This is a genomic window from Robertkochia marina (assembly GCF_004799345.1).
GTDB classification, from domain to species: Bacteria; Bacteroidota; Bacteroidia; order Flavobacteriales; family Flavobacteriaceae; genus Robertkochia; species Robertkochia marina.
Window position 1 is genome coordinate 137,591 of record NZ_SSMC01000003.1, and the last position, 17,756, is coordinate 155,346.

Genomic DNA, 17,756 nt, shown 5'->3' on the forward strand with positions numbered 1-17,756 from the left:
TAAACTCGTCTTTGAAAATGAAACCCTTTCCTCAAAACTGAAACTCGTTCCTCAAACTAAAACTTACCTATTCATTACGCGTTGAATGTAGGCTTCCATTTTTTCAGGTTTGGTGGTCGGAGAAAATCGTTTTATGGGTTTTCCCTTTTTATCGATGATGAACTTGGTGAAATTCCATTTGATCCGGCTTCCGAATAACCCTCCGGATAGGTGAGATTTCAGGTATTTGAAAAGTGGGTGGGCATTTACCCCGTTTACTCTCACCTTGTCAAACATTGGGAAGCTTACTCCGTAATTCAGCTCACAGAATTCTTTGATCTCTTCAGATGAGCCGGATTCCTGTTTGCCGAATTGATTACAGGGGAATCCAAGCACCACCAGGCCTTCATCCTTGTACTTCTGATAAAGCTTTTCCAGCCCGGCATATTGAGGGGTAAAGCCGCATTTACTGGCCGTGTTCACTACGATAACGGTCTTACCCTTGAATTGTTCCATATTGAGGGGCTCTCCGCTGATCGTTTTGGCTTCGAAATCGTAGAAGGTCATAGCTTGGTTATGCGGTTATGCGGTTATGCGGTTATGCGGTTACGCGGTTATGCCGTTTTGCCTGACGGCAGAGACGAAGAGGTGAAGTCGCAAAGGGGCGATGGAGGTTGATAGTAAATACCCAAATTCTAAACTTTGTCCCTGAAACTCGTCCCTCAAACTCAAAACTCTTTACAGCTTGGCCATGTTGGCAGTAAGGGTATTGATAAAGGTGGTAATGGGTCCTTTGATCATCATGCCCATCATAGCGTTGAATTCTCCGTGAAAAGTAAGGGAGGCTTCACTGCTGTTTTCTCCTGTTTCAGAAATGTCGGCGGTCAGGGTGAAGGGAAGTTTGTCTGATGCAGCTCCCAGAACGATCTTGTCGTTAGGTTGTTTTTCCTTGATCACAAGTACGATCTCCGGCATGCCGGACAAGGCGAACAAGAATTTTTCATCGCCGAGTATTTCAAACTTACTGGTATTCTCAGGCATTAATTTTTCAAAATTCTTCACATCTGCTAAAAAATTATACAATTCTTCAGCAGTAAGGTTTACCTGGGTTTTTGGAGTATCTATGGTCATTTTTTCAGTTTATTTCCAAGTGTCAGGAGCTTTCCTCCAGTCTTGTAAGGTACTTAATTCTTTCTCACTAATATATTGGGTATCTACAGCCTGCTCCAGCAAGTGTTCGTAATTGCTTAGCGTGTGAAGCTGCAGATTGCGATCTTTAAAATTGGTCTCCGAGATTTCAAATCCGTAGCTGAAAATAGCGATCATCCCTTTTACATTTGCGCCCGCATTCTCAAGGGCAGTTACCGCATTGAGACTGCTTTTACCGGTACTGATCAGGTCTTCAACCACCACAACTTTAGCCCCTTTGTCCAGCGCCCCTTCAATCTGATTGCCTCTACCGTGTTTTTTAGGTTCAGGTCGCACATATACAAAGGGCAGGTTCAGGTATTCAGCTACCAACATGCCGATCCCGATAGCCCCGGTGGCTACCCCTGCAATTACATCAGGCTTGCCGTAAAGCTCTTCGATCTGTTTTCCCATTGCCTCGCGTAAGTAGTTTCTTATTGGAGGATAGGATAAAACGATACGGTTGTCACAGTAAATTGGAGATTTCCAGCCTGATGCCCAGGTGAAAGGATTTTTTGGATTCAACTTTATTGCCTTTATTTGCAACAAAAGTTCTGCTGTTTTCCTGGCGGTATCTTTGTTTAAAATCATGATGCAAATGTATGAAGTTTTTGTAAATGCGCGCCGCATTTTTTTGACCTCTGAGCTGACGAAGGAAACCGATTTTAAGCTGTTTCTTATGGATACTTTTGATATTGAGGAGGTGGTGGAGCAACTTGAAAAAGGTAAGATCAAGGAGGCCAGGATCTATCATCCTGATCCGGAGGCCTTATTAAAGAATTTCATTAAAAAAGTTCCCCTTGTGGTGGCTGCTGGCGGCAGAGCTGTCAACGCAGATGGCGATACCTTGTTCATATTTCGAAACAAGAAATGGGACCTTCCGAAGGGAAAGGTAGATAAGGGTGAAACCATTCCTGATGCTGCCATAAGAGAGGTAGAGGAAGAGACCGGGGTGAAAAAACTTAAGATCGATCACTTTCTCCATAAGACCTATCATATTTTCAAGCGCAACGGGGTTTATAAGCTAAAAGAAACACATTGGTATCAAATGCGTACCAAGTATACAGGCAAGCTTAAGCCTCAATGCAATGAAGGTATAGAGGTGGCCACATGGCTTAGTGACAAAGAGATTCCAAAGGCTTTAGAGAATTCTTACGCCAATATTCAGGGATTCTTTAAAGAAGAAATGACTACGGTTTAACTATTCGCAATACGGGGTATCTAAGGTGTGCCTTTTCATAGTTCTCAGAATTTTTATGCAGCCAGTCTAACTGGGCATACCAGCTATTTGCAAATTCAGGCTCCTTTGCCTTCTTCTCCCTGAAAGTCTTAGCGAGATCGGGATCAGTTTCCAGGAGTTCCCTTGCCTTATCTTCCCAGACATAGGGAGAAAATCCTTCTTTCTGTTGCAAGATGGTATCAAAGAAATTCCAGTTAAAAAAGGAATCTGCAGCTTCCGGTTCGAGGGTCTCCAGCAGGTAGCGAATGCCGGGTTGTTTTACCGGGATCAGATAATAACTTCCTGCGGATATGTTTTTGGTCAGGGTGTTTACCTTGACAGAAGTATTTGTGTGCAGGTAGTGACCTTCATAGGCCGAGCGCCTGGTGTCGTAATTGTCTATGATATACGTTTCAACCATCAGGGTAGTGTCTCGGTTCAACCGCTCCATTTGGATCCCGTTTGCCTGAAGGCGCTCCGTTACATTATGCCATCCAACGGGCAGGAGGTAGGCCTCCGGAATGCGAACCTCTTTGACAGGCTTAAATACATCACGGTATTCCACCGGTTTTACAAAGGGTTGATTTCGATCATATTTGAGGCGTTGCAGCCCCGTTACCTCGCTTTTGATCATTTTACCTTCGTACCCTTTGAAGTTCAGGATACGGTGTTGGGTAGTGTCATTCTCCCATGTAAGGGGGTAGGTTTCTGCATTGTAAAGTTCTTCCAGGCGTTTTGTTCGAACCGCTTTAATTTCTTCATGTCGCTCATCGATAATGGCAAGCATGGCCGACATAAGTGCATAGGTGCCTTCAACCCTGGGTTTATAAGGCTTAAGCATATGGGTTTCTACCATCATGCCAAGGGTGTTCCATAGGGTGGTGTATCCTGTGGAGTACCTGGGCGAATCAAAAAATTGAGAAAACCCTTTTTCCGGTACATTGTTGAATACGTTCACGTAGGGCGTAATATCCCAATGCTCATTTTCCAGTTCCTTTTCCAATTCAGGACGTAATACCTCATGTAAATAATTTCCTGCAACACCACCTAATTTGTTATGCTGGGTAAACAGGTGGGTCAGGGTGTATTGATAGTCGGCGCCATTACTTACATGGTTGTCAATAAATACGTCAGGGTTCAGTTTTTGAAAGATCTGAGCGAAGGTCTTGGCATTTCTGGTGTCTGATTTTATAAAATCCCGGTTGAGATCAAAGTTTCTTGCATTTCCTCTGAAACCGTAGGCTTCAGGCCCGTTTTGGTTGGTTCGGCTGGTGCTGTTTCTGTTCAGGGCTCCCCCGATATTGTACACAGGAATCGCCGCTACGATCGTATTCTTTGGGGCGTTGATCTTTCCCGTTGCCAGGTCTCTGAACAGCATCATGGTGGCATCAATACCATCAGGTTCTCCGGGATGAATACCGTTATTTATAAGAAGTACCAGGGGGGCTTCAACCCTGAGTGTGCTGGGGGTGTAGGTAACCAGATGCAGCGGATTACCGCTGTCGGTGTTTCCTTCCTCTGTAATAGAGATCTCCTCGAAGGCTCCGGCTAATTTATGGTAATAGTCGATTACCTGCCGGTATTCCGGAGTTTCAGTTCCTTTAGACGATTCAAAAAGGGTCGTAAACGAAGTGTCTTGCTTCTGTGCCTGTGTAAAAACAACTGAAAAGAGCAGAAGGAAAATAATGGCTGATCTCAAAATAGCTATAAACTTTAGTTAGGGTCTCAAAAATAGATAATTTGTGCACAACGAAGGGCGTAACAGCAAGCTCAAAACAAGGAATGTTGTTCCGGTATTTTGTAGGTGTCTGATTAACAGGAAGCTGTATCCGGGTTGTATTCCTTGTACATCCAAAAAATTGAAGTAGTTTTGCACCTTCAAAAATTACAGGTTCATGACAGAGTTCATCAGGAAAAGGGCGGCAAACGCCAAAGACGATATATTTAGCGGATTAACGGTTGCCCTGGCACTTATTCCGGAAGCCGTGGCATTTGCTTTTGTGGCAGGCGTGCCTCCGCTTGTAGGTTTATATGCGGCATTTATGATCGGTCTGATCACCTCTATATTTGGAGGGCGTCCGGGTATGATCTCGGGAGCTACAGGAGCCCTGGCGGTAGTTATGGTAACCCTGGTGGCCCAGGGAAATGCCATGGGGGCTGAGGGCGAAAACCTTGGGCTGTATTATCTTTTTGCTACGGTGATCCTGATGGGTATTATTCAGATGCTGGCCGGTGTTTTTAAGCTGGGTAAATTTGTCAGACTGATACCACACCCGGTGATGATGGGGTTTGTAAACGGACTTGCCATTGTGATCTTCCTTTCTCAATTAGGTATGTTCAAACACGTGGTTGATGGAGAACGCGTGTGGATGACGGGAGCAGACCTGTGGCTGATGCTTGGTTTTGTTGGGCTCACCATGTTCATCATGTGGGGACTTCCTAAACTGAACAAAAAACTTCCTGAAGCCTTATTGGCTATTGTCGTTGTTTCTGCCATTGTGATCCTTGGCGGCCTCGATGTGGCAACTGTGGGCTCTTTTATCCGTGATGGTGGAGGGGAAGGTCTTAAAGGAGGGTTGCCTACTTTCCAGGCCGATATTTTCGATAAGGTGCCCATGAATATGGAAACATTGCGGTTTATTGGGCCTTATGCAGTTATTCTGGCTGCCATAGGTTTGATAGAATCACTTATGACCCTCAACCTGGTAGATGAATTAACAGAAACAAGAGGTAACTCGAACAGGGAGTGTATGGCCCAGGGAGGTGCTAACATTATTACCGGATTTTTTGGAGGTATGGGAGGTTGTGCCATGATCGGACAATCGATCATTAACATCAAAGGAGGGGGACGTACGCGCCTTTCCGGGATCGTTGCAGCGGTAACTCTTTTATTCTTTATCCTTTTTGCCAGCGGACTCATCGAGCAGGTGCCCATTGCCGCCCTGGTTGGAGTTATGTTCATGGTAGTTATAGGAACCTTTGCCTGGAGTAGTTTCAGGATCCTTAATAAGATCCCAAAAAGCGATGCTATCGTATTGATCGCAGTATCTTCGCTTACTGTATTTTTCGATCTCGCAATTGCCGTGATCGCTGGAGTGATCATTTCTGCCCTGGTTTTTGCCTGGGAGAATGCTAAAAGAATCCGAGCCAGGAAGTTTGTCAGGGAAGATGGCACTAAGGTATATCAGATCTGGGGTATCCTCTTCTTTGGAAGTATCCAGGCCTTTAACAGTAAGTTTGATGTTAAGAACGATCCGGAAAATGTAGAGATCGATTTTATAGAATCAAAGGTGGCAGATCATTCTGCCCTTGAGGCGCTTTTTAACCTGGTGGAGAAATACGAAGCTGCCGGGAAAAAGGTACGAATAAAACACCTGAGTGAAGAGTGTCAGCGCCTGATGATCAAGGCCTCACCTAAATTAGCCCAGGTGATCGAAGAAGATGTTGATGACCCTCGCTATCATGTGATGGCTGATGTGATGAAATAATAAAAAAAACGGCTGCCTGAGGGCAGCCGTTTTTTTATCATGATGTCTTAAAGTTAAGTTTGATTTGTAATAATGATCCGCGAGTCGGATCTGACATGGTGAGAAATCTCAAATCCCGAAATTCACCATTCACCATTCACCATTCACCATTCACCATTCACCATCCATAACTCACCCCTGTTTCACCTGAACCGTTTCAGGCACCAGGCCGGTGTAGTCTCCTCCGTTTCTTATCACGTCTCTTACTATGGAAGAAGAGATATAGCTTTTTCCTGAGGAGGTAAGCAGAAAAACCGTTTCGATCTCACTGAGCTTTCTATTGGTATGTGCGATGGCTTTTTCAAATTCAAAGTCTGCCGGATTACGCAGCCCTCTGAGAATGAACTCAGCGTTTACTTGCCGACAAAAATCAACCGTGAGCCCTTCATAGGTCATTACCCGTATCTTTTTTTCGTGCTTAAAGGCTTCTTCAACAAAGCGTTTCCGGTCTTCCAGAGAAAACATATATTTTTTCTCTGCATTGATACCAATAGCAATGATGAGTTCGTCAAATAGGGTGACTCCTCTGGTAATAATATCGTAATGTCCCAGGGTAATAGGATCAAACGACCCCGGAAAGATAGCTCTGCGCATAGCTTGAGTAATATTTTACTTAAAGGTACAAAATTTAAGATGCTCCCAGGGCTTCGTCAATGGCTGTGGTAAACAGTTCTGAAAGAGAGATTCCTGCAACCCCCGCCTGTTGCGGCAGGATGCTTTCTTTTGTGAGCCCGGGTACGGTGTTGATCTCCAGGAAATGAGGCTCGCCTTCCACAAAAATAAATTCACTACGGCTAAACCCTTTCATGCGAAGGATGTTGTAGATGCGTTTGGCCGTATCGCTTACTTTTTCAAGCTCTTCCTTGGTTATTCTGGCCGGGGTGATCTCCTGAGATTTACCCTGATACTTTGCTTCGTAATCGAAGAAATCATTCTCTGTAACAATTTCTGTTACCGGAAGCACGGTTGTTTCTCCCTTATAGGTAATAACCCCTACTGAAACCTCAGTTCCGTCAAGGAATGATTCTATAAGAATTTCGTCATCTTCACGGAATGAATTTTCTATGGCAGACATCAGATCTTCTTTTTTATAAACCTTTGAAACTCCAAAGCTGGATCCTGCCTTATTGGCCTTGACGAAACAAGGAAGTCCGACCTTTTCAACGATCTGGTCAGGGTCTATGGCATCGCCTTGATTGAGGTAATGAAACCTGGCAGTTTTTATACCGTAAGATCGCAATACGGCAAGACAATCTCTTTTGTTATACGTCAGGGCAGCCTGGTACATATCGCAAGCGGTCTGAGGTATATTCAGTAGTTCCAGGTAGGCCTGTATATAACCATTCTCCCCGGGGTTGCCGTGAATGGCATTGAACACGCAATCAAAAGTGATCTTGCCATTATCGGTGGGTAATGAAAAGTCTGAGCGATCGATCTCCTGCTCGGTGCCATCTGCTTTGACAGCCACCCACTTTTCTTTAGAGATGTGAATAGGAAAAACTTCAAAACGTGCCCTGTCGAGGGTGTCACAGACAACTTGTCCGCTTTTCAGAGAAATACCCGACTCAGAGGTATAGCCTCCCATAATTACCCCGATATTCTTTTTGGTCATATACGTATTAGGTGTTTTTTTCGTTCTTCAAATGTATCATTAATTGTACAATATTTGCTCATCGAAAAGCAGCAGAATCGGTAAAAAAATACCCTGATGCAGATGGGTATGGTTTTTATATCTTTGCCAAATAAATCTTAACCATGAACCTATTTAAATTTCTCTTTAGTAAGACCTTCTTAAGGCAGATTGCTATTGCTGTTCTGATATTAATAGCCTTAACGCTGGGTGTTATGCAGTACCTGAAACAAACCACCAATCACGGGGAATTTGTTTTGGTGCCCGACCTGTCTAAAAAGACTCTTGGAGAGGTCAATCAGATCCTTGGCGATGCCGGGCTGAGAGCCGTGGTTCAGGATTCGACGAACTTTAATCCTGAGTTTCCGCGATTTTCGGTGATCGAACAGAATCCTGTGGCCAATAAGCAGGTAAAAGAGGGGCGTAAGATCTACCTGACCCTTAACCCTTCAGGTTATCGAAAGGTGAGTATGCCGAACGTTATTCAAAAAACCCGTAGAAATGCTGAGTCCATGCTGAAAGCAGTAGGTCTTGATGTTCAGGAGGTCGAATACATTGACGAACTGGGAAAGGATATGGTGTATTACGTAAAGTATGAAGGAAGCCGCATCAACCCGGGAACGCAATTACCGAAAACCACAAAGGTAGTTCTTGTATGTGGTAATGGTAATGAAGAGGGTAACAGGTAAGTAAAAGAATCAAAGTATGGCGCAAATTGAAGGGAATGACGATCTGAATCAGGACGATGAGCTCTATGAGCATTACAGTTTTACGGCCGGAAAAGGGCAAGAGCCTCTTCGTGTAGATAAGTTTTTGATGAACTTCATTGAAAACGCCACCAGAAATAAGATCCAACAGGCAGCAAAGAGCGGGAATATCTATGTGAACGGACAGCAGGTAAAGTCAAATTATAAGGTGAAAGCCTTTGATGTGGTGAAGGTGCTCTTTGAACACCCGCCTCATGAATACCTGCTCACTCCTGAAGATATCCCTTTGGATATCGTTTATGAAGATGACAGCCTGCTGGTGATCAATAAACCTGCGGGAATGGTCGTGCATCCGGGGCACGGTAATTATTCAGGAACCCTGATCAATGCCCTGATCTATCATTTTAACAACCTCCCCTTAAACAGTAATGAACGTCCCGGTTTGGTGCATCGCATCGATAAGGATACCAGTGGACTATTGGTCATAGCAAAAACCGAGCACGCGTTGAACCATCTTTCTAAGCAGTTTTTTGATAAAACCAGTGAAAGAGAGTACCTGGCATTAGTTTGGGGCAATGTTGCCGATGAAGAGGGTACCGTTGAAGGCCATATTGGCAGACATCCTAAGAATCGTTTGCAGATGGCTGTATTTCCTGAAGGTGATCACGGAAAGGAAGCCGTTACCCATTACAGGGTCATTGAACGTTTTGGATATGTTACCCTGGTGGCCTGCAGATTGGAAACCGGGAGAACACATCAGATCAGAGTGCATATGAAATATGCAGGTCATACCCTGTTTAATGATGAGCGATACGGAGGCGAAAAGATCCTGAAAGGCACAACTTTTACCAAGTATAAACAGTTTGTGGAAAATTGTTTTAAGATCTTGCCAAGGCAGGCGCTTCATGCCAAAACTCTTGGGTTTGAACACCCGGTTACCGGCGAGTTTCTTCGTTTTGATTCTGAAATGCCCGAAGACATGCAAAATGCCATTGAAAAATGGCGCAATTATGCAAAACATCGCGATGGGCAATAGGTAAGATTTATCCTTATATAGAAAATTGCATGTTACTCCATTTCGGGAGGCCAATGCTTTGTTGTAATTTCACATAGTGGAAATTAAAGAGCTCATCCTGTTTACCAAAAACATTGAAAGGCAAAAGGATTTTTATGAGCGTGTCATGAACTTTGAGCCTTGCGATGAAGAGGATGATTATGTGTGTTTTAAAACCGGAAGGTCCCGGTTGAAATTTATCAGATCTGAGCATTCAGACCCTGTACATTTTGCACTGATAATTCCCGGAGACAGTTATTTGCCGGCAAATAACTGGCTTAAGAAAAGGGTGTCTCTTTTGCCCTTTGAAGGAGACGAGATCATAGATTTTCCGAATTGGAACGCCAAGTCACAATACTTTTATGATGCCGATCTCAATATCGTTGAATTTATAGCGCGAAGGGATGTAGAAGGTTCCGCTCCCTCGTCTTTTTCTCCAAAGGCTATCCTTCAGATCGGAGAAGTGGGCCTGCCTGCAGATGATCTGGAAGCCCTTTATAACAGACTGAATGCCATAAAACCGTTACCGCGATACTCAGGAGATTTTAAACGCTTCGGGGCGGCGGGTGATCCGGAAGGTCTTTTTATTTTAGCAAACCCAAAACACAAAGAGTGGTTTCCTGCAGGAGATAAGATAAAAAATGCGCATCTCATGGTGAGGGGCGATTATAATTTCGAATATAAAAACCAGAAAATAAAGCAAAAAAATCTTCATATATGAAAATCGTTATTTCTCCGGCAAAGTCGTTGGATTATGAAACAGCAATACCTGTATCGCAATCTACTCAACCTGTATTTAGTGCCGAGGCAGAGAAGATCAATAAGGCCTTGAAAGAGCAATCACCGGCTCAACTTTCAAAGCTCATGAGTATATCTGATAACCTGGCCCAATTAAACTGGAAAAGAAATCAGGAGTTTCAACTGCCCTTTACCCCGGAGAATGCAAGGCCTGCCGTGTATGCATTTAACGGAGATGTGTACACCGGATTGGATGCTTATAGCATCCCGGAAAGTAAGGTGGAGGTATTACAGAACAGATTGCGAATCTTGAGCGGGTTGTATGGGTTGCTAAAGCCTCTTGACCTCATTCAACCTTACCGCCTGGAAATGGGGACCTCGTTTGGTGTGAATGGCAGCAGTAATCTTTATGATTTTTGGAAAGAAAAAATTACCGCCCAGCTTAATGATGAGCTGCAGGAAGGAGAGTTATTCGTGAATCTGGCCAGCAACGAATACTTTAAAGCTATTGATAAAAAGGCACTCAAAGTACCGGTGATCACTCCTTCCTTTAAGGACTGGAAGAACGGGAAGTTGAAAGTGGTCAGCTTTTTTGCTAAAAAGGCCAGAGGTGCCATGGTCAGATATATTATTGATTCAGGAGCAGAATCGTTGGAAGACCTGAAAGGGTTTAATTGGGAAGGGTACCAGTTTAGTATCGATAACACCAAAATGGAGAACGAACCGGTGTTTATTCGGTAATCGCTATGGAGCGAAACCTGATCTGTCTTCCAGCCGGGATATTTTTACTACCTTATAAGAACTTAAATGTTTTGTTATGAATGTATTGAGGTGGTTCTGTATTGCAATACTATCCTGCTTTTACCTGACAGGATCTGCGCAAGAGTCTAAAAAATTGTTAGGGTCTGTAAAAAATGCAGAAGGAGCCCCTGTTGCCGGTGCCAATGTTTATGTAGATGGGGTGAATACCTATCAAAAAACCAATGCCAGGGGGTATTTTGAAGTTGAGGTAGATTCAGAAACTCAGGTAATTTCTGTTTATGCAGAGGCGTACGGACTCATGAGCGGTGTTTACGACAATCAACCCCGTCTTAATTTTGTTTTTCTGGAGGGTAAATCACCACAGGAAGAAAATGCCTCTAATGAAATGGCAATAGGGTATGCGACAGTAGATAAAAATGATGCGGTCTATGCAACCTCCATGATCGATACCAAACAAGTGGGCCCGGTGGGCGATGCCGCTTTTACTATCTATGACCTGATCAGTACCCGGGTACCCGGGGTTCGTGTTACCACAAATAACGAGATCATTGTGAGGGGGGTGTCTAATTTCCGGGGTCCGGCAACACCCTTGATCGTAGTTAATGATCAAATCGTCACCTCTGTTGATTGGGTGGTGCCCTCTGAGGTTAAATCTATTGAATTTCTAAAGGATGCCGCCACCTCTATTTATGGCAGCCAGGGAGCTAATGGGGTATTGATCATTAAACTCAAGCAGTAAACTTTTGGATAGTATATGCTGTGTTCGGAGTTGTCCGGTCTCAGATAATTTCGAAAACCCGAAAGTGCTTATTTGTTAGTTGGTTATGTTGAGAAGGGTTCGCGAAAAGTATGACGGTTATTTTTTTGTATCCACGCTTACCTGCTCTTCAACCGGACGTCGCTTGCGAATTTTTCGTCTGCGTCTTACACCATAGGTTCCTCTGTTGATCTTGCCGCGTTTAGTTTTTACATCTCCTTTTCCCATAATTCTCATTGTTTTGGTTTACACTTAAAGTTACTTATTTTCAATGTTTAAATCAAGTTATGTTCCTCCATACCCATCCGTATGAACCCTTTATTCCTGAGAAAGCCGATCGGCTGATCGTGGGAACATTGCCGCCGCCCCGGTTTACCACCGGAGAGCTTCTGCCGGGAGATGTTGATTTTTGTTACGGTAGCAGAGACGGGCTCCTGTGGCCTGTATTAGAAAGAATATTTTCTACCCAGCTTCGCTATGAGAACAGCTCAGAAGCAGCCGAACAACGCAAAACTTTTTTAATCAATCATGGTATTGGTGTTTTTGACATGGTGGAATCTGCCCGAAGAGAACGAATAGATGCGTCAGACCTTGGGATGAAGACCCCTGTTTTAAGAGATATAACCGGAAAACTACCGGAAATGCCCAACGTAAGAGTGCTGTTATTTACGGGAGGAAACTCAAAGAATGGCCCGGAATATTTGTTCAGGAAACATGCCAGGGAAAAGGGAATTGCTATTGAAGTGGTTTCTGATGAAGTTCCCAGGATTCATAGATTTACCCTAATCAACAAAACTTATTACACAGTATCTCTTACGGCACCCTCCGGCTCGGCCAACAGGGCTATAGGAGGCATGGATGCCTATAAAATGCGAAAGGCGCAGGATCCGGATTATACCACAATGGATTTCAGGGTACAGCAATATGCTCCCTTTTTCAGAGAGAAGTTCTACGATGATCTGTAAAAACAAAACCTCCGCATAAAATGCGAAGGTTTCGTTTCAGGTCAATACCGTGTAGATTTCGGTATTAACTTTTATTTTGTTGTCTTTTAATAGTTTTTTCGTCTATATCAAAATCATTAGTATCAGCATTGGTTTTCGCTGTAGGGTTTGTAGGGTTACTTTGAACTTTACTTCTTTTCCATTTTCTTTCAATATTCGCCATAGTGTCAATTATTTTTAATGTTCTATTTAATATAATACTACTACAGTAGAATCTTCTTAAATTTAATTTAAATTCCTGTTAATGAACTTGATAACAGGGCTTCGAATACCTGGAGTCCGTAATTGACACGCTCGAGACTTATATTTTCATTTGGGCTGTGTTGATTATTATCAGGGTTTACCATAGGGATAATGATGGCGGGTACCTCCAGGGTATTGATAAAAGGCGCTATCGGAACAGTACCGCCCATGATCCTGATCTCTACAGGGGCTTCATTAAAAGCTGTTTTCAGGGTTTCCCTGGCCCATTCAGCTTCCTCACTATTCATTGAGGTTCTGAAGGCATCAGTTACTGAACCCTCTTCCACCTTAATGATATTTTTATGGGTCATACGCATTTCCCGGTCGGGTTCCTCCGTAGTAATATAATATCCTTTTGATCTCAGGTAGTCTTTGATCAGGTCTTTCTGTCGCTGACCGGGAGTCTCCGGCACCAATCGAATATCGATCTCGGCTGTTGCCTTTTCAGGTATGATGGTTCTTGCTTTTTCTCCGGTCCATCCACTACTGAGTCCTCTGATATTCAAAGAGGGGTATTGCAGGGAACCCTGGTAGGATGAAGCTACTTTGTCGGTTGCTGCAATCTGCAATCTGTCTTTAAGGGCCTGTTCATTTTCCGGCACGGCGTCAAGAACAGCCTGAATTTCGGAAGTCATTTCTATGCCATCGTAAAACCCGGGCACGACAACCTTTCCTTCCTGATCTTTTAACGAACTCAGTGCATGGGCAAGGGTTAGTCCGGGGTTAGGAGCGTAATTTCCGAAATGACCACTGTGTTGAGGTTTAATGGGGCCATAAGAGGTTAAACTGAGGGTGGTTATTCCTCTGCATCCGTACACCAGGGTCGGTTTTCCGGAGGCGTGAACCGGACCGTCATTGATAACCAACAGGTCGGCTTCAAATAATTCACGGTATTTATTTACCGCTTCAGGGAGTGGCTTACTTGATTTTTCCTCCTCCCCATCAAGAATAACCTTAACATTGAAGGATGGAGTAATCCCCTTAGCTTTTAGTTCATCCCAGGCATTCAGGAACATGACAATAGGTCCTTTGTCATCAGAGACCGATCGCCCGAACAAGCGCCAATTTAAATCGATATTTTCGTTGAGTTCTTGTTCTTCGATGGGGGTCCAGCCTTCATCCGATGCTTCCTTGATCACCACCTTATACGGGTTCGCCTGCTCCCATTTTGACGGGTCAACCGCCTGCCCGTCAAAATGCATGTAAAAGAGAACGGTAGGCCGGTCTTCTTTGATCTTCCCATTGGCAAAGAACAACGGCACATTACTGGTCGGTAATTCCATAATACTGAAACCCCGTTTGGCAAATGCCTTTTTTAACCAGATCAAATTGTCTTTCATGTCATCCATGTCGTTGGCATCGTTAGGTATTGAAACGAACTCACGGATCTCACTTATCGTATTCACAATGCCCGGATGGACCTTTTGAGCCTTTAATTCGGCAGAAAATAAAGACGCCACGACGACGGATAATAGCAGTAGATTTTTCATTAGGAAAATTTTGAGTAAAAAATACTGAAAATACCCCGATTATCGAATACTTTGAATAAATTCTCCAATTCCCTCCACTCCTTTGTTGGTTAAATGCTTGATAAATGCCGACCCGATGATGGCACCTTTAGCATGGGATGTAGCGGCCTGAAAGGTGGCTGCATTGCTGATCCCAAATCCTACGATACAGGGAGATTTGAGGTTCATGGCCGCAATTCTCTTAAAATAGGCTTCCTGTTGGTCTCCAAAGGAATTCTTGGCACCGGTAACCGATGCAGAACTTACCATATAAATAAAGGCATTAGAAATATTGTCAATAAACCGGATACGCTCTTCCGGGGTTTGAGGGGTGATCAGGAAAATATTGACCAGTCCGTATTTTTCAAAGATCTCACGATAGGATTCGTTGTAGATTTCCGGTGGAAGATCGGGAATGATCAATCCGTCGATTCCTACTTCTTTACATTTTAGACAAAAGGCTTCAACTCCGAATTGCAGCATGGGGTTAAAGTACCCCATAATAATTAGTGGGATATCGACCTCAGACCTGATGTCTTTCAGCTGCTCGAACAATACCTTCGTAGACATTCCTAGCTTCAAAGCCTTTACTGAGCTTTCCTGTATGGTCGGCCCATCGGCCAGGGGGTCGCTGAAGGGCAATCCGATCTCGATCATGTCTACTCCGTTCTCCTGAAGCGATTTGATGATAGGTTTGGTGTCGTCTTTTGACGGGTAGCCGGAGGTGAAATATATGGAAAGCAGTTTTTTTGATTCTTCCAGTTTTTTGTTGATCCTGTTCATGTGATTTAAAGCTTAAAGTAATCGATATAAGTATTCAGGTCTTTGTCGCCTCTTCCGGATAGGTTAACTACCACTACCTCATCTTTCTCGAATGGACGCTGATTAAAAACGTTAAAAGCATGGGCGGTTTCAATGGCGGGGATGATACCTTCCATTTTAGAGAGCTCCAATCCGGCCTTCATGGCATCATCATCAGTAACGGAGATGAATTCGCCTCTTCCGGTTTCATAGAGATGGGCATGCATGGGGCCTACCCCCGGGTAATCAAGCCCTGCAGAGATGCTGTAGGGTTCAGTGATCTGTCCGTCTGCTGTTTGCATAAGCAGGGTTTTGCAACCGTGAATGATACCTTGTTTTCCTAATACAGAGGTAGCTGCACTTTCACCGCTTTCAATGCCCTTACCGGCAGCCTCAACGGCAATAATGTTTACGTGTTTGTTATCAAGAAAATGGTAGTAGGTTCCGGCAGCATTACTTCCGCCGCCAATACATGCTACCACATGATCGGGATATTCACGGCCTTCCTGTTCCTGGAGCTGCGTTTTGATCTCTTCAGAGATCACACTTTGAAACCTTGTAACCATATCCGGGTAGGGGTGGGGGCCGATGGCTGAACCGATAATATAATGAGTATCCACGGGGTTGTTGATCCAATCGCGTATGGCTTCATTCGTAGCATCTTTAAGGGTTCGGCTCCCCGAGGTTGCCGGGCGTACTTCTGCCCCAAGCATTTTCATTCGGGCTACATTCGGCGCCTGCCGTGCGATATCGATCTCGCCCATATAGACCACACAGTCTATACCCATCAGGGCACAAACAGTAGCGGTGGCAACCCCATGCTGTCCTGCACCGGTTTCTGCGATGATCCTGTTCTTGCCAAGTCTCTTGGCCATAAGGATCTGCCCAATGGTGTTGTTGACCTTGTGTGCGCCTGTATGGTTCAGGTCTTCTCTTTTCAGGTAGATCCTGCATTGGTATTTCTGTGACAAACGGTTTGCGAAATACAGCGGTGTGGGGCGCCCCACATAATCTTTCAAAAGCTTGTTGAACTCCTTTTGAAATGATTCCTCTCCCATGATCTGCAGGTAGTTCGTTCGCAGCTCTTCCACATTTGGATAAAGCATCTCGGGGATGTAGGCACCTCCGAAGTTGCCGTAATACCCCCTTTGGTCTACATGATAATTCATAATCTAATTTTTTATGTTTTCGGTTTCCCTGATCCGGGAAATAAAATTTTTTAATCGTTTGTCGTCCTTAAGACCGGGTTCCAGTTCGAAGCCACTGTTTACATCGATTCCGACGCAATTTCTTCCCTCCGGAGATAGCAGAAACCCTTCAAGGGCCTTGAGATCTTCAGGACCGATACCTCCGCTCAGCAAGAACGGTATTTGGAGCTTATAAGCTTGCAGCACCTGCCAGTTAAATTGAAGCCCGTTACCACCCCTGTTTTTTCCTTTGGTGTCAAAAAGGAAGTAATCGGCGCAGTTCTCATACTTATCACTGCCAGAGAGGTCATCTTCTCCGGCAACTGAAAAGACCTTAATGAGTTCAGCCCTGTTTCCGGAAGCCTTAAGGGCAGATCTCAACGCAGTGCAATACTCAGGAGTTTCATCGCCGTGTAACTGCAGGTAGCTGAGGCCATACTTCGTTGCTTTCTCAAGCACGGTTTCCACTTCGGCATTTACAAATACTCCTGCCATCTTTAGTGATTCGGGTAGCTCCGGTAGCATGCCCTCGAAATAACGGGGCGATTTCCCGTAAAAGATAAGTCCCATCACATCCGGTCCTGCACTAGCAACAGCCTTCATGTTTTCCGGGTGCTTCATTCCGCAAACCTTAATGATCATAGGGCAGTTTGTTTTAAGGAATTTATGAACTGCCGGGCTGTCTGTCCGGGATCTTCAGTTCGCATAAAATGTTCGCCAACCAGGAATCCTCGAAAACCATAGGGGCGTAGGGCTGTGATGGTTTTTTCGTCAGAGATTCCACTCTCAGATACTTTTACAAAACTGTCGGGGATAACCTCTGCCAGGCTTTTACTGGTTTCAACAGATACCTCAAAGGTCTTCAGGTTTCTGTTGTTCACCCCCACCATATGGCAATAGTCATTAAGGTGAGAATCCAGTTCAGCTGCGGTGTGAACTTCAAGAAGCACTTCCAGCCCGAGGTCATTGGCCTGAAGGGCAAGTTCTTTTGTATGTCCCGGACTCAGGGCCGCGGCAATGAGTAAAATGACGTCGGCTCCATGCGCCTTGGCTTCGAGCAATTGATACGGATCAGAGATAAAATCCTTTCTGAGCAGGGGCAAATTTACCGAAGCTCTTGCCAATTGCAGATCTTCCAGAGACCCTCCGAAATATTTTCCTTCGGTAAGTACCGACATACCACAGGCTCCTGCTTTCTCGTATCCTTTGGCTACCTCTGAAAGACTCAGTGACTGGTTGATCACTGCCTTAGAGGGAGAGCGACGTTTATGTTCGGCAATAATACCCGTATCGCTATTTCGTAACCTGGCGCTTAAGGAAATACCACTTCTTTTGAACATGGCAGCAGCACGCAACTCACTTTCTGAAATGAGTTGTTTTTTAAGAGCCACTTCCACTTGCTTATCATAAATGATCTTTGATAATATACTGGGCGTATTCGCAGACTTCATA

The 17,756-nt window shown here is 44.4% G+C and carries 21 protein-coding genes; 8 read left to right on the plus strand and 13 right to left on the minus strand.

Going from position 1 to position 17,756, the window contains the following annotated elements; translation table 11 throughout:
- Positions 1-63: 63 nt before the first annotated feature.
- The 3 genes from E7Z59_RS11215 to pyrE all read right to left on the minus strand — a co-directional run bounded on the left by E7Z59_RS11215 (position 64) and on the right by pyrE (position 1,758).
- Positions 64-546, minus strand: coding sequence for a glutathione peroxidase (locus tag E7Z59_RS11215; RefSeq protein WP_136336448.1), 483 nt, complete (start codon positions 544-546; stop codon positions 64-66).
- A 171-nt stretch (positions 547-717) separates the two neighbouring features.
- Positions 718-1,110, minus strand: coding sequence for an SRPBCC family protein (locus E7Z59_RS11220; RefSeq protein ID WP_136336449.1), 393 nt, complete (start codon positions 1,108-1,110; stop codon positions 718-720).
- Positions 1,111-1,119: 9 nt separating this feature from the next.
- Positions 1,120-1,758, minus strand: coding sequence for an orotate phosphoribosyltransferase (gene pyrE / locus E7Z59_RS11225; RefSeq protein ID WP_136336450.1), 639 nt, complete (start codon positions 1,756-1,758; stop codon positions 1,120-1,122).
- A 7-nt stretch (positions 1,759-1,765) separates the two neighbouring features.
- Between pyrE and E7Z59_RS11230 the strand changes: the two genes are divergently transcribed.
- The gene (locus E7Z59_RS11230) at positions 1,766-2,368 is read left to right on the plus strand and encodes an NUDIX hydrolase (RefSeq protein ID WP_136336451.1); all 603 of its coding nucleotides are present in this window, start codon (positions 1,766-1,768) and stop codon (positions 2,366-2,368) included.
- Here the strand turns inward: E7Z59_RS11230 and E7Z59_RS11235 are convergent.
- On the minus strand, positions 2,358-4,085 hold the full coding sequence (locus E7Z59_RS11235) for a M14 family metallopeptidase (protein WP_242015644.1): 1,728 nt from the start codon (positions 4,083-4,085) through the stop codon (positions 2,358-2,360). The two genes, E7Z59_RS11230 and E7Z59_RS11235, sit on opposite strands and share 11 nt — an antisense overlap.
- 196 nt (positions 4,086-4,281) lie before the next feature.
- Between E7Z59_RS11235 and E7Z59_RS11240 the strand changes: the two genes are divergently transcribed.
- Complete coding sequence (locus E7Z59_RS11240) at positions 4,282-5,874, plus strand: SulP family inorganic anion transporter (RefSeq protein ID WP_136336453.1); 1,593 nt, start codon at positions 4,282-4,284, stop codon at positions 5,872-5,874.
- 171 nt (positions 5,875-6,045) lie between these two features.
- Here E7Z59_RS11240 and coaD read toward each other — a convergent pair whose 3' ends face one another.
- Both coaD and E7Z59_RS11250 read right to left on the minus strand, forming a co-directional pair.
- Positions 6,046-6,507: a pantetheine-phosphate adenylyltransferase gene (coaD, locus tag E7Z59_RS11245; RefSeq protein WP_136336454.1), complete on the minus strand. Its 462-nt coding sequence runs from the start codon at positions 6,505-6,507 to the stop codon at positions 6,046-6,048.
- 34 nt (positions 6,508-6,541) lie between these two features.
- Positions 6,542-7,525 (minus strand): D-alanine--D-alanine ligase, encoded by a 984-nt coding sequence (locus tag E7Z59_RS11250; protein WP_136336455.1) that lies wholly within the window; start codon positions 7,523-7,525, stop codon positions 6,542-6,544.
- Positions 7,526-7,668: 143 nt separating this feature from the next.
- Here E7Z59_RS11250 and E7Z59_RS11255 point away from each other — a divergent pair, with 143 nt between their 5' ends.
- The 5 genes from E7Z59_RS11255 to E7Z59_RS11275 all read left to right on the plus strand — a co-directional run bounded on the left by E7Z59_RS11255 (position 7,669) and on the right by E7Z59_RS11275 (position 11,543).
- Positions 7,669-8,232, plus strand: coding sequence for a PASTA domain-containing protein (locus E7Z59_RS11255; RefSeq protein ID WP_136336456.1), 564 nt, complete (start codon positions 7,669-7,671; stop codon positions 8,230-8,232).
- 16 nt (positions 8,233-8,248) lie between these two features.
- The gene (locus E7Z59_RS11260; protein WP_136336457.1) at positions 8,249-9,286 is read left to right on the plus strand and encodes an RluA family pseudouridine synthase; all 1,038 of its coding nucleotides are present in this window, start codon (positions 8,249-8,251) and stop codon (positions 9,284-9,286) included.
- Positions 9,287-9,362: 76 nt separating this feature from the next.
- On the plus strand, positions 9,363-10,025 hold the full coding sequence (locus tag E7Z59_RS11265; RefSeq protein WP_136336458.1) for a VOC family protein: 663 nt from the start codon (positions 9,363-9,365) through the stop codon (positions 10,023-10,025).
- Positions 10,022-10,783 carry a peroxide stress protein YaaA gene (gene yaaA / locus E7Z59_RS11270; protein ID WP_136336459.1) on the plus strand — a complete coding sequence of 254 codons (762 nt, stop codon included), beginning with the start codon at positions 10,022-10,024 and terminating at the stop codon, positions 10,781-10,783. Before E7Z59_RS11265 ends, yaaA begins: the two co-directional genes overlap by 4 nt.
- Positions 10,784-10,859: 76 nt before the next feature.
- Positions 10,860-11,543, plus strand: a complete 684-nt coding sequence (locus E7Z59_RS11275) for a TonB-dependent receptor plug domain-containing protein (RefSeq protein ID WP_136336460.1) — start codon at positions 10,860-10,862, stop codon at positions 11,541-11,543.
- Positions 11,544-11,660: 117 nt separating this feature from the next.
- On the opposite strand, the gene E7Z59_RS11280 is transcribed toward E7Z59_RS11275, so the two are convergent.
- Positions 11,661-11,789, minus strand: a complete 129-nt coding sequence (locus tag E7Z59_RS11280; protein ID WP_136336903.1) for a 30S ribosomal protein THX — start codon at positions 11,787-11,789, stop codon at positions 11,661-11,663.
- 59 nt (positions 11,790-11,848) lie between these two features.
- On the opposite strand from E7Z59_RS11280, the gene E7Z59_RS11285 reads away from it, so the two are divergent.
- Entirely contained in the window at positions 11,849-12,526 is a 678-nt protein-coding gene (locus E7Z59_RS11285; RefSeq protein ID WP_136336461.1) for a uracil-DNA glycosylase family protein, read from the plus strand.
- Positions 12,527-12,590: 64 nt separating this feature from the next.
- Here E7Z59_RS11285 and E7Z59_RS15310 read toward each other — a convergent pair whose 3' ends face one another.
- From E7Z59_RS15310 to trpC, 6 genes are all read right to left on the minus strand, one after another.
- A complete protein-coding gene (locus tag E7Z59_RS15310) occupies positions 12,591-12,728 on the minus strand; it encodes a hypothetical protein (RefSeq protein ID WP_168731292.1) in 138 nt (45 codons plus the stop codon).
- A gap of 67 nt (positions 12,729-12,795) precedes the next feature.
- On the minus strand, positions 12,796-14,298 hold the full coding sequence (locus E7Z59_RS11290; protein WP_136336462.1) for a M20/M25/M40 family metallo-hydrolase: 1,503 nt from the start codon (positions 14,296-14,298) through the stop codon (positions 12,796-12,798).
- 39 nt (positions 14,299-14,337) lie between these two features.
- On the minus strand, positions 14,338-15,099 hold the full coding sequence (gene trpA, locus E7Z59_RS11295) for a tryptophan synthase subunit alpha (protein WP_136336463.1): 762 nt from the start codon (positions 15,097-15,099) through the stop codon (positions 14,338-14,340).
- Between the two features lie 5 nt (positions 15,100-15,104).
- Positions 15,105-16,286: a tryptophan synthase subunit beta gene (trpB, locus tag E7Z59_RS11300; RefSeq protein WP_136336464.1), complete on the minus strand. Its 1,182-nt coding sequence runs from the start codon at positions 16,284-16,286 to the stop codon at positions 15,105-15,107.
- Between the two features lie 3 nt (positions 16,287-16,289).
- Positions 16,290-16,946, minus strand: a complete 657-nt coding sequence (locus E7Z59_RS11305) for a phosphoribosylanthranilate isomerase (protein ID WP_242015645.1) — start codon at positions 16,944-16,946, stop codon at positions 16,290-16,292.
- Complete coding sequence (gene trpC, locus E7Z59_RS11310) at positions 16,943-17,755, minus strand: indole-3-glycerol phosphate synthase TrpC (RefSeq protein WP_136336465.1); 813 nt, start codon at positions 17,753-17,755, stop codon at positions 16,943-16,945. Before trpC ends, E7Z59_RS11305 begins: the two co-directional genes overlap by 4 nt.
- Position 17,756: the final 1 nt, after the last annotated feature.

Coding starts and splice junctions, on each gene's coding strand:
- E7Z59_RS11215 (WP_136336448.1), bottom strand. CDS start 546: ATGACCTTCTACGATTTCGAAGCCAAAACGATCAGCGGAGAGCCCCTC.
- E7Z59_RS11220 (WP_136336449.1), bottom strand. CDS start 1,110: ATGACCATAGATACTCCAAAAACCCAGGTAAACCTTACTGCTGAAGAA.
- pyrE (WP_136336450.1), bottom strand. CDS start 1,758: ATGATTTTAAACAAAGATACCGCCAGGAAAACAGCAGAACTTTTGTTG.
- E7Z59_RS11230 (WP_136336451.1), top strand. CDS start 1,766: ATGTATGAAGTTTTTGTAAATGCGCGCCGCATTTTTTTGACCTCTGAG.
- E7Z59_RS11240 (WP_136336453.1), top strand. CDS start 4,282: ATGACAGAGTTCATCAGGAAAAGGGCGGCAAACGCCAAAGACGATATA.
- coaD (WP_136336454.1), bottom strand. CDS start 6,507: ATGCGCAGAGCTATCTTTCCGGGGTCGTTTGATCCTATTACCCTGGGA.
- E7Z59_RS11250 (WP_136336455.1), bottom strand. CDS start 7,525: ATGACCAAAAAGAATATCGGGGTAATTATGGGAGGCTATACCTCTGAG.
- E7Z59_RS11255 (WP_136336456.1), top strand. CDS start 7,669: ATGAACCTATTTAAATTTCTCTTTAGTAAGACCTTCTTAAGGCAGATT.
- E7Z59_RS11260 (WP_136336457.1), top strand. CDS start 8,249: ATGGCGCAAATTGAAGGGAATGACGATCTGAATCAGGACGATGAGCTC.
- yaaA (WP_136336459.1), top strand. CDS start 10,022: ATGAAAATCGTTATTTCTCCGGCAAAGTCGTTGGATTATGAAACAGCA.
- E7Z59_RS11275 (WP_136336460.1), top strand. CDS start 10,860: ATGAATGTATTGAGGTGGTTCTGTATTGCAATACTATCCTGCTTTTAC.
- E7Z59_RS11280 (WP_136336903.1), bottom strand. CDS start 11,789: ATGGGAAAAGGAGATGTAAAAACTAAACGCGGCAAGATCAACAGAGGA.
- E7Z59_RS11285 (WP_136336461.1), top strand. CDS start 11,849: ATGTTCCTCCATACCCATCCGTATGAACCCTTTATTCCTGAGAAAGCC.
- E7Z59_RS15310 (WP_168731292.1), bottom strand. CDS start 12,728: ATGGCGAATATTGAAAGAAAATGGAAAAGAAGTAAAGTTCAAAGTAAC.
- E7Z59_RS11290 (WP_136336462.1), bottom strand. CDS start 14,298: ATGAAAAATCTACTGCTATTATCCGTCGTCGTGGCGTCTTTATTTTCT.
- trpA (WP_136336463.1), bottom strand. CDS start 15,099: ATGAACAGGATCAACAAAAAACTGGAAGAATCAAAAAAACTGCTTTCC.
- trpB (WP_136336464.1), bottom strand. CDS start 16,286: ATGAATTATCATGTAGACCAAAGGGGGTATTACGGCAACTTCGGAGGT.
- E7Z59_RS11305 (WP_242015645.1), bottom strand. CDS start 16,946: ATGATCATTAAGGTTTGCGGAATGAAGCACCCGGAAAACATGAAGGCT.
- trpC (WP_136336465.1), bottom strand. CDS start 17,755: ATGAAGTCTGCGAATACGCCCAGTATATTATCAAAGATCATTTATGAT.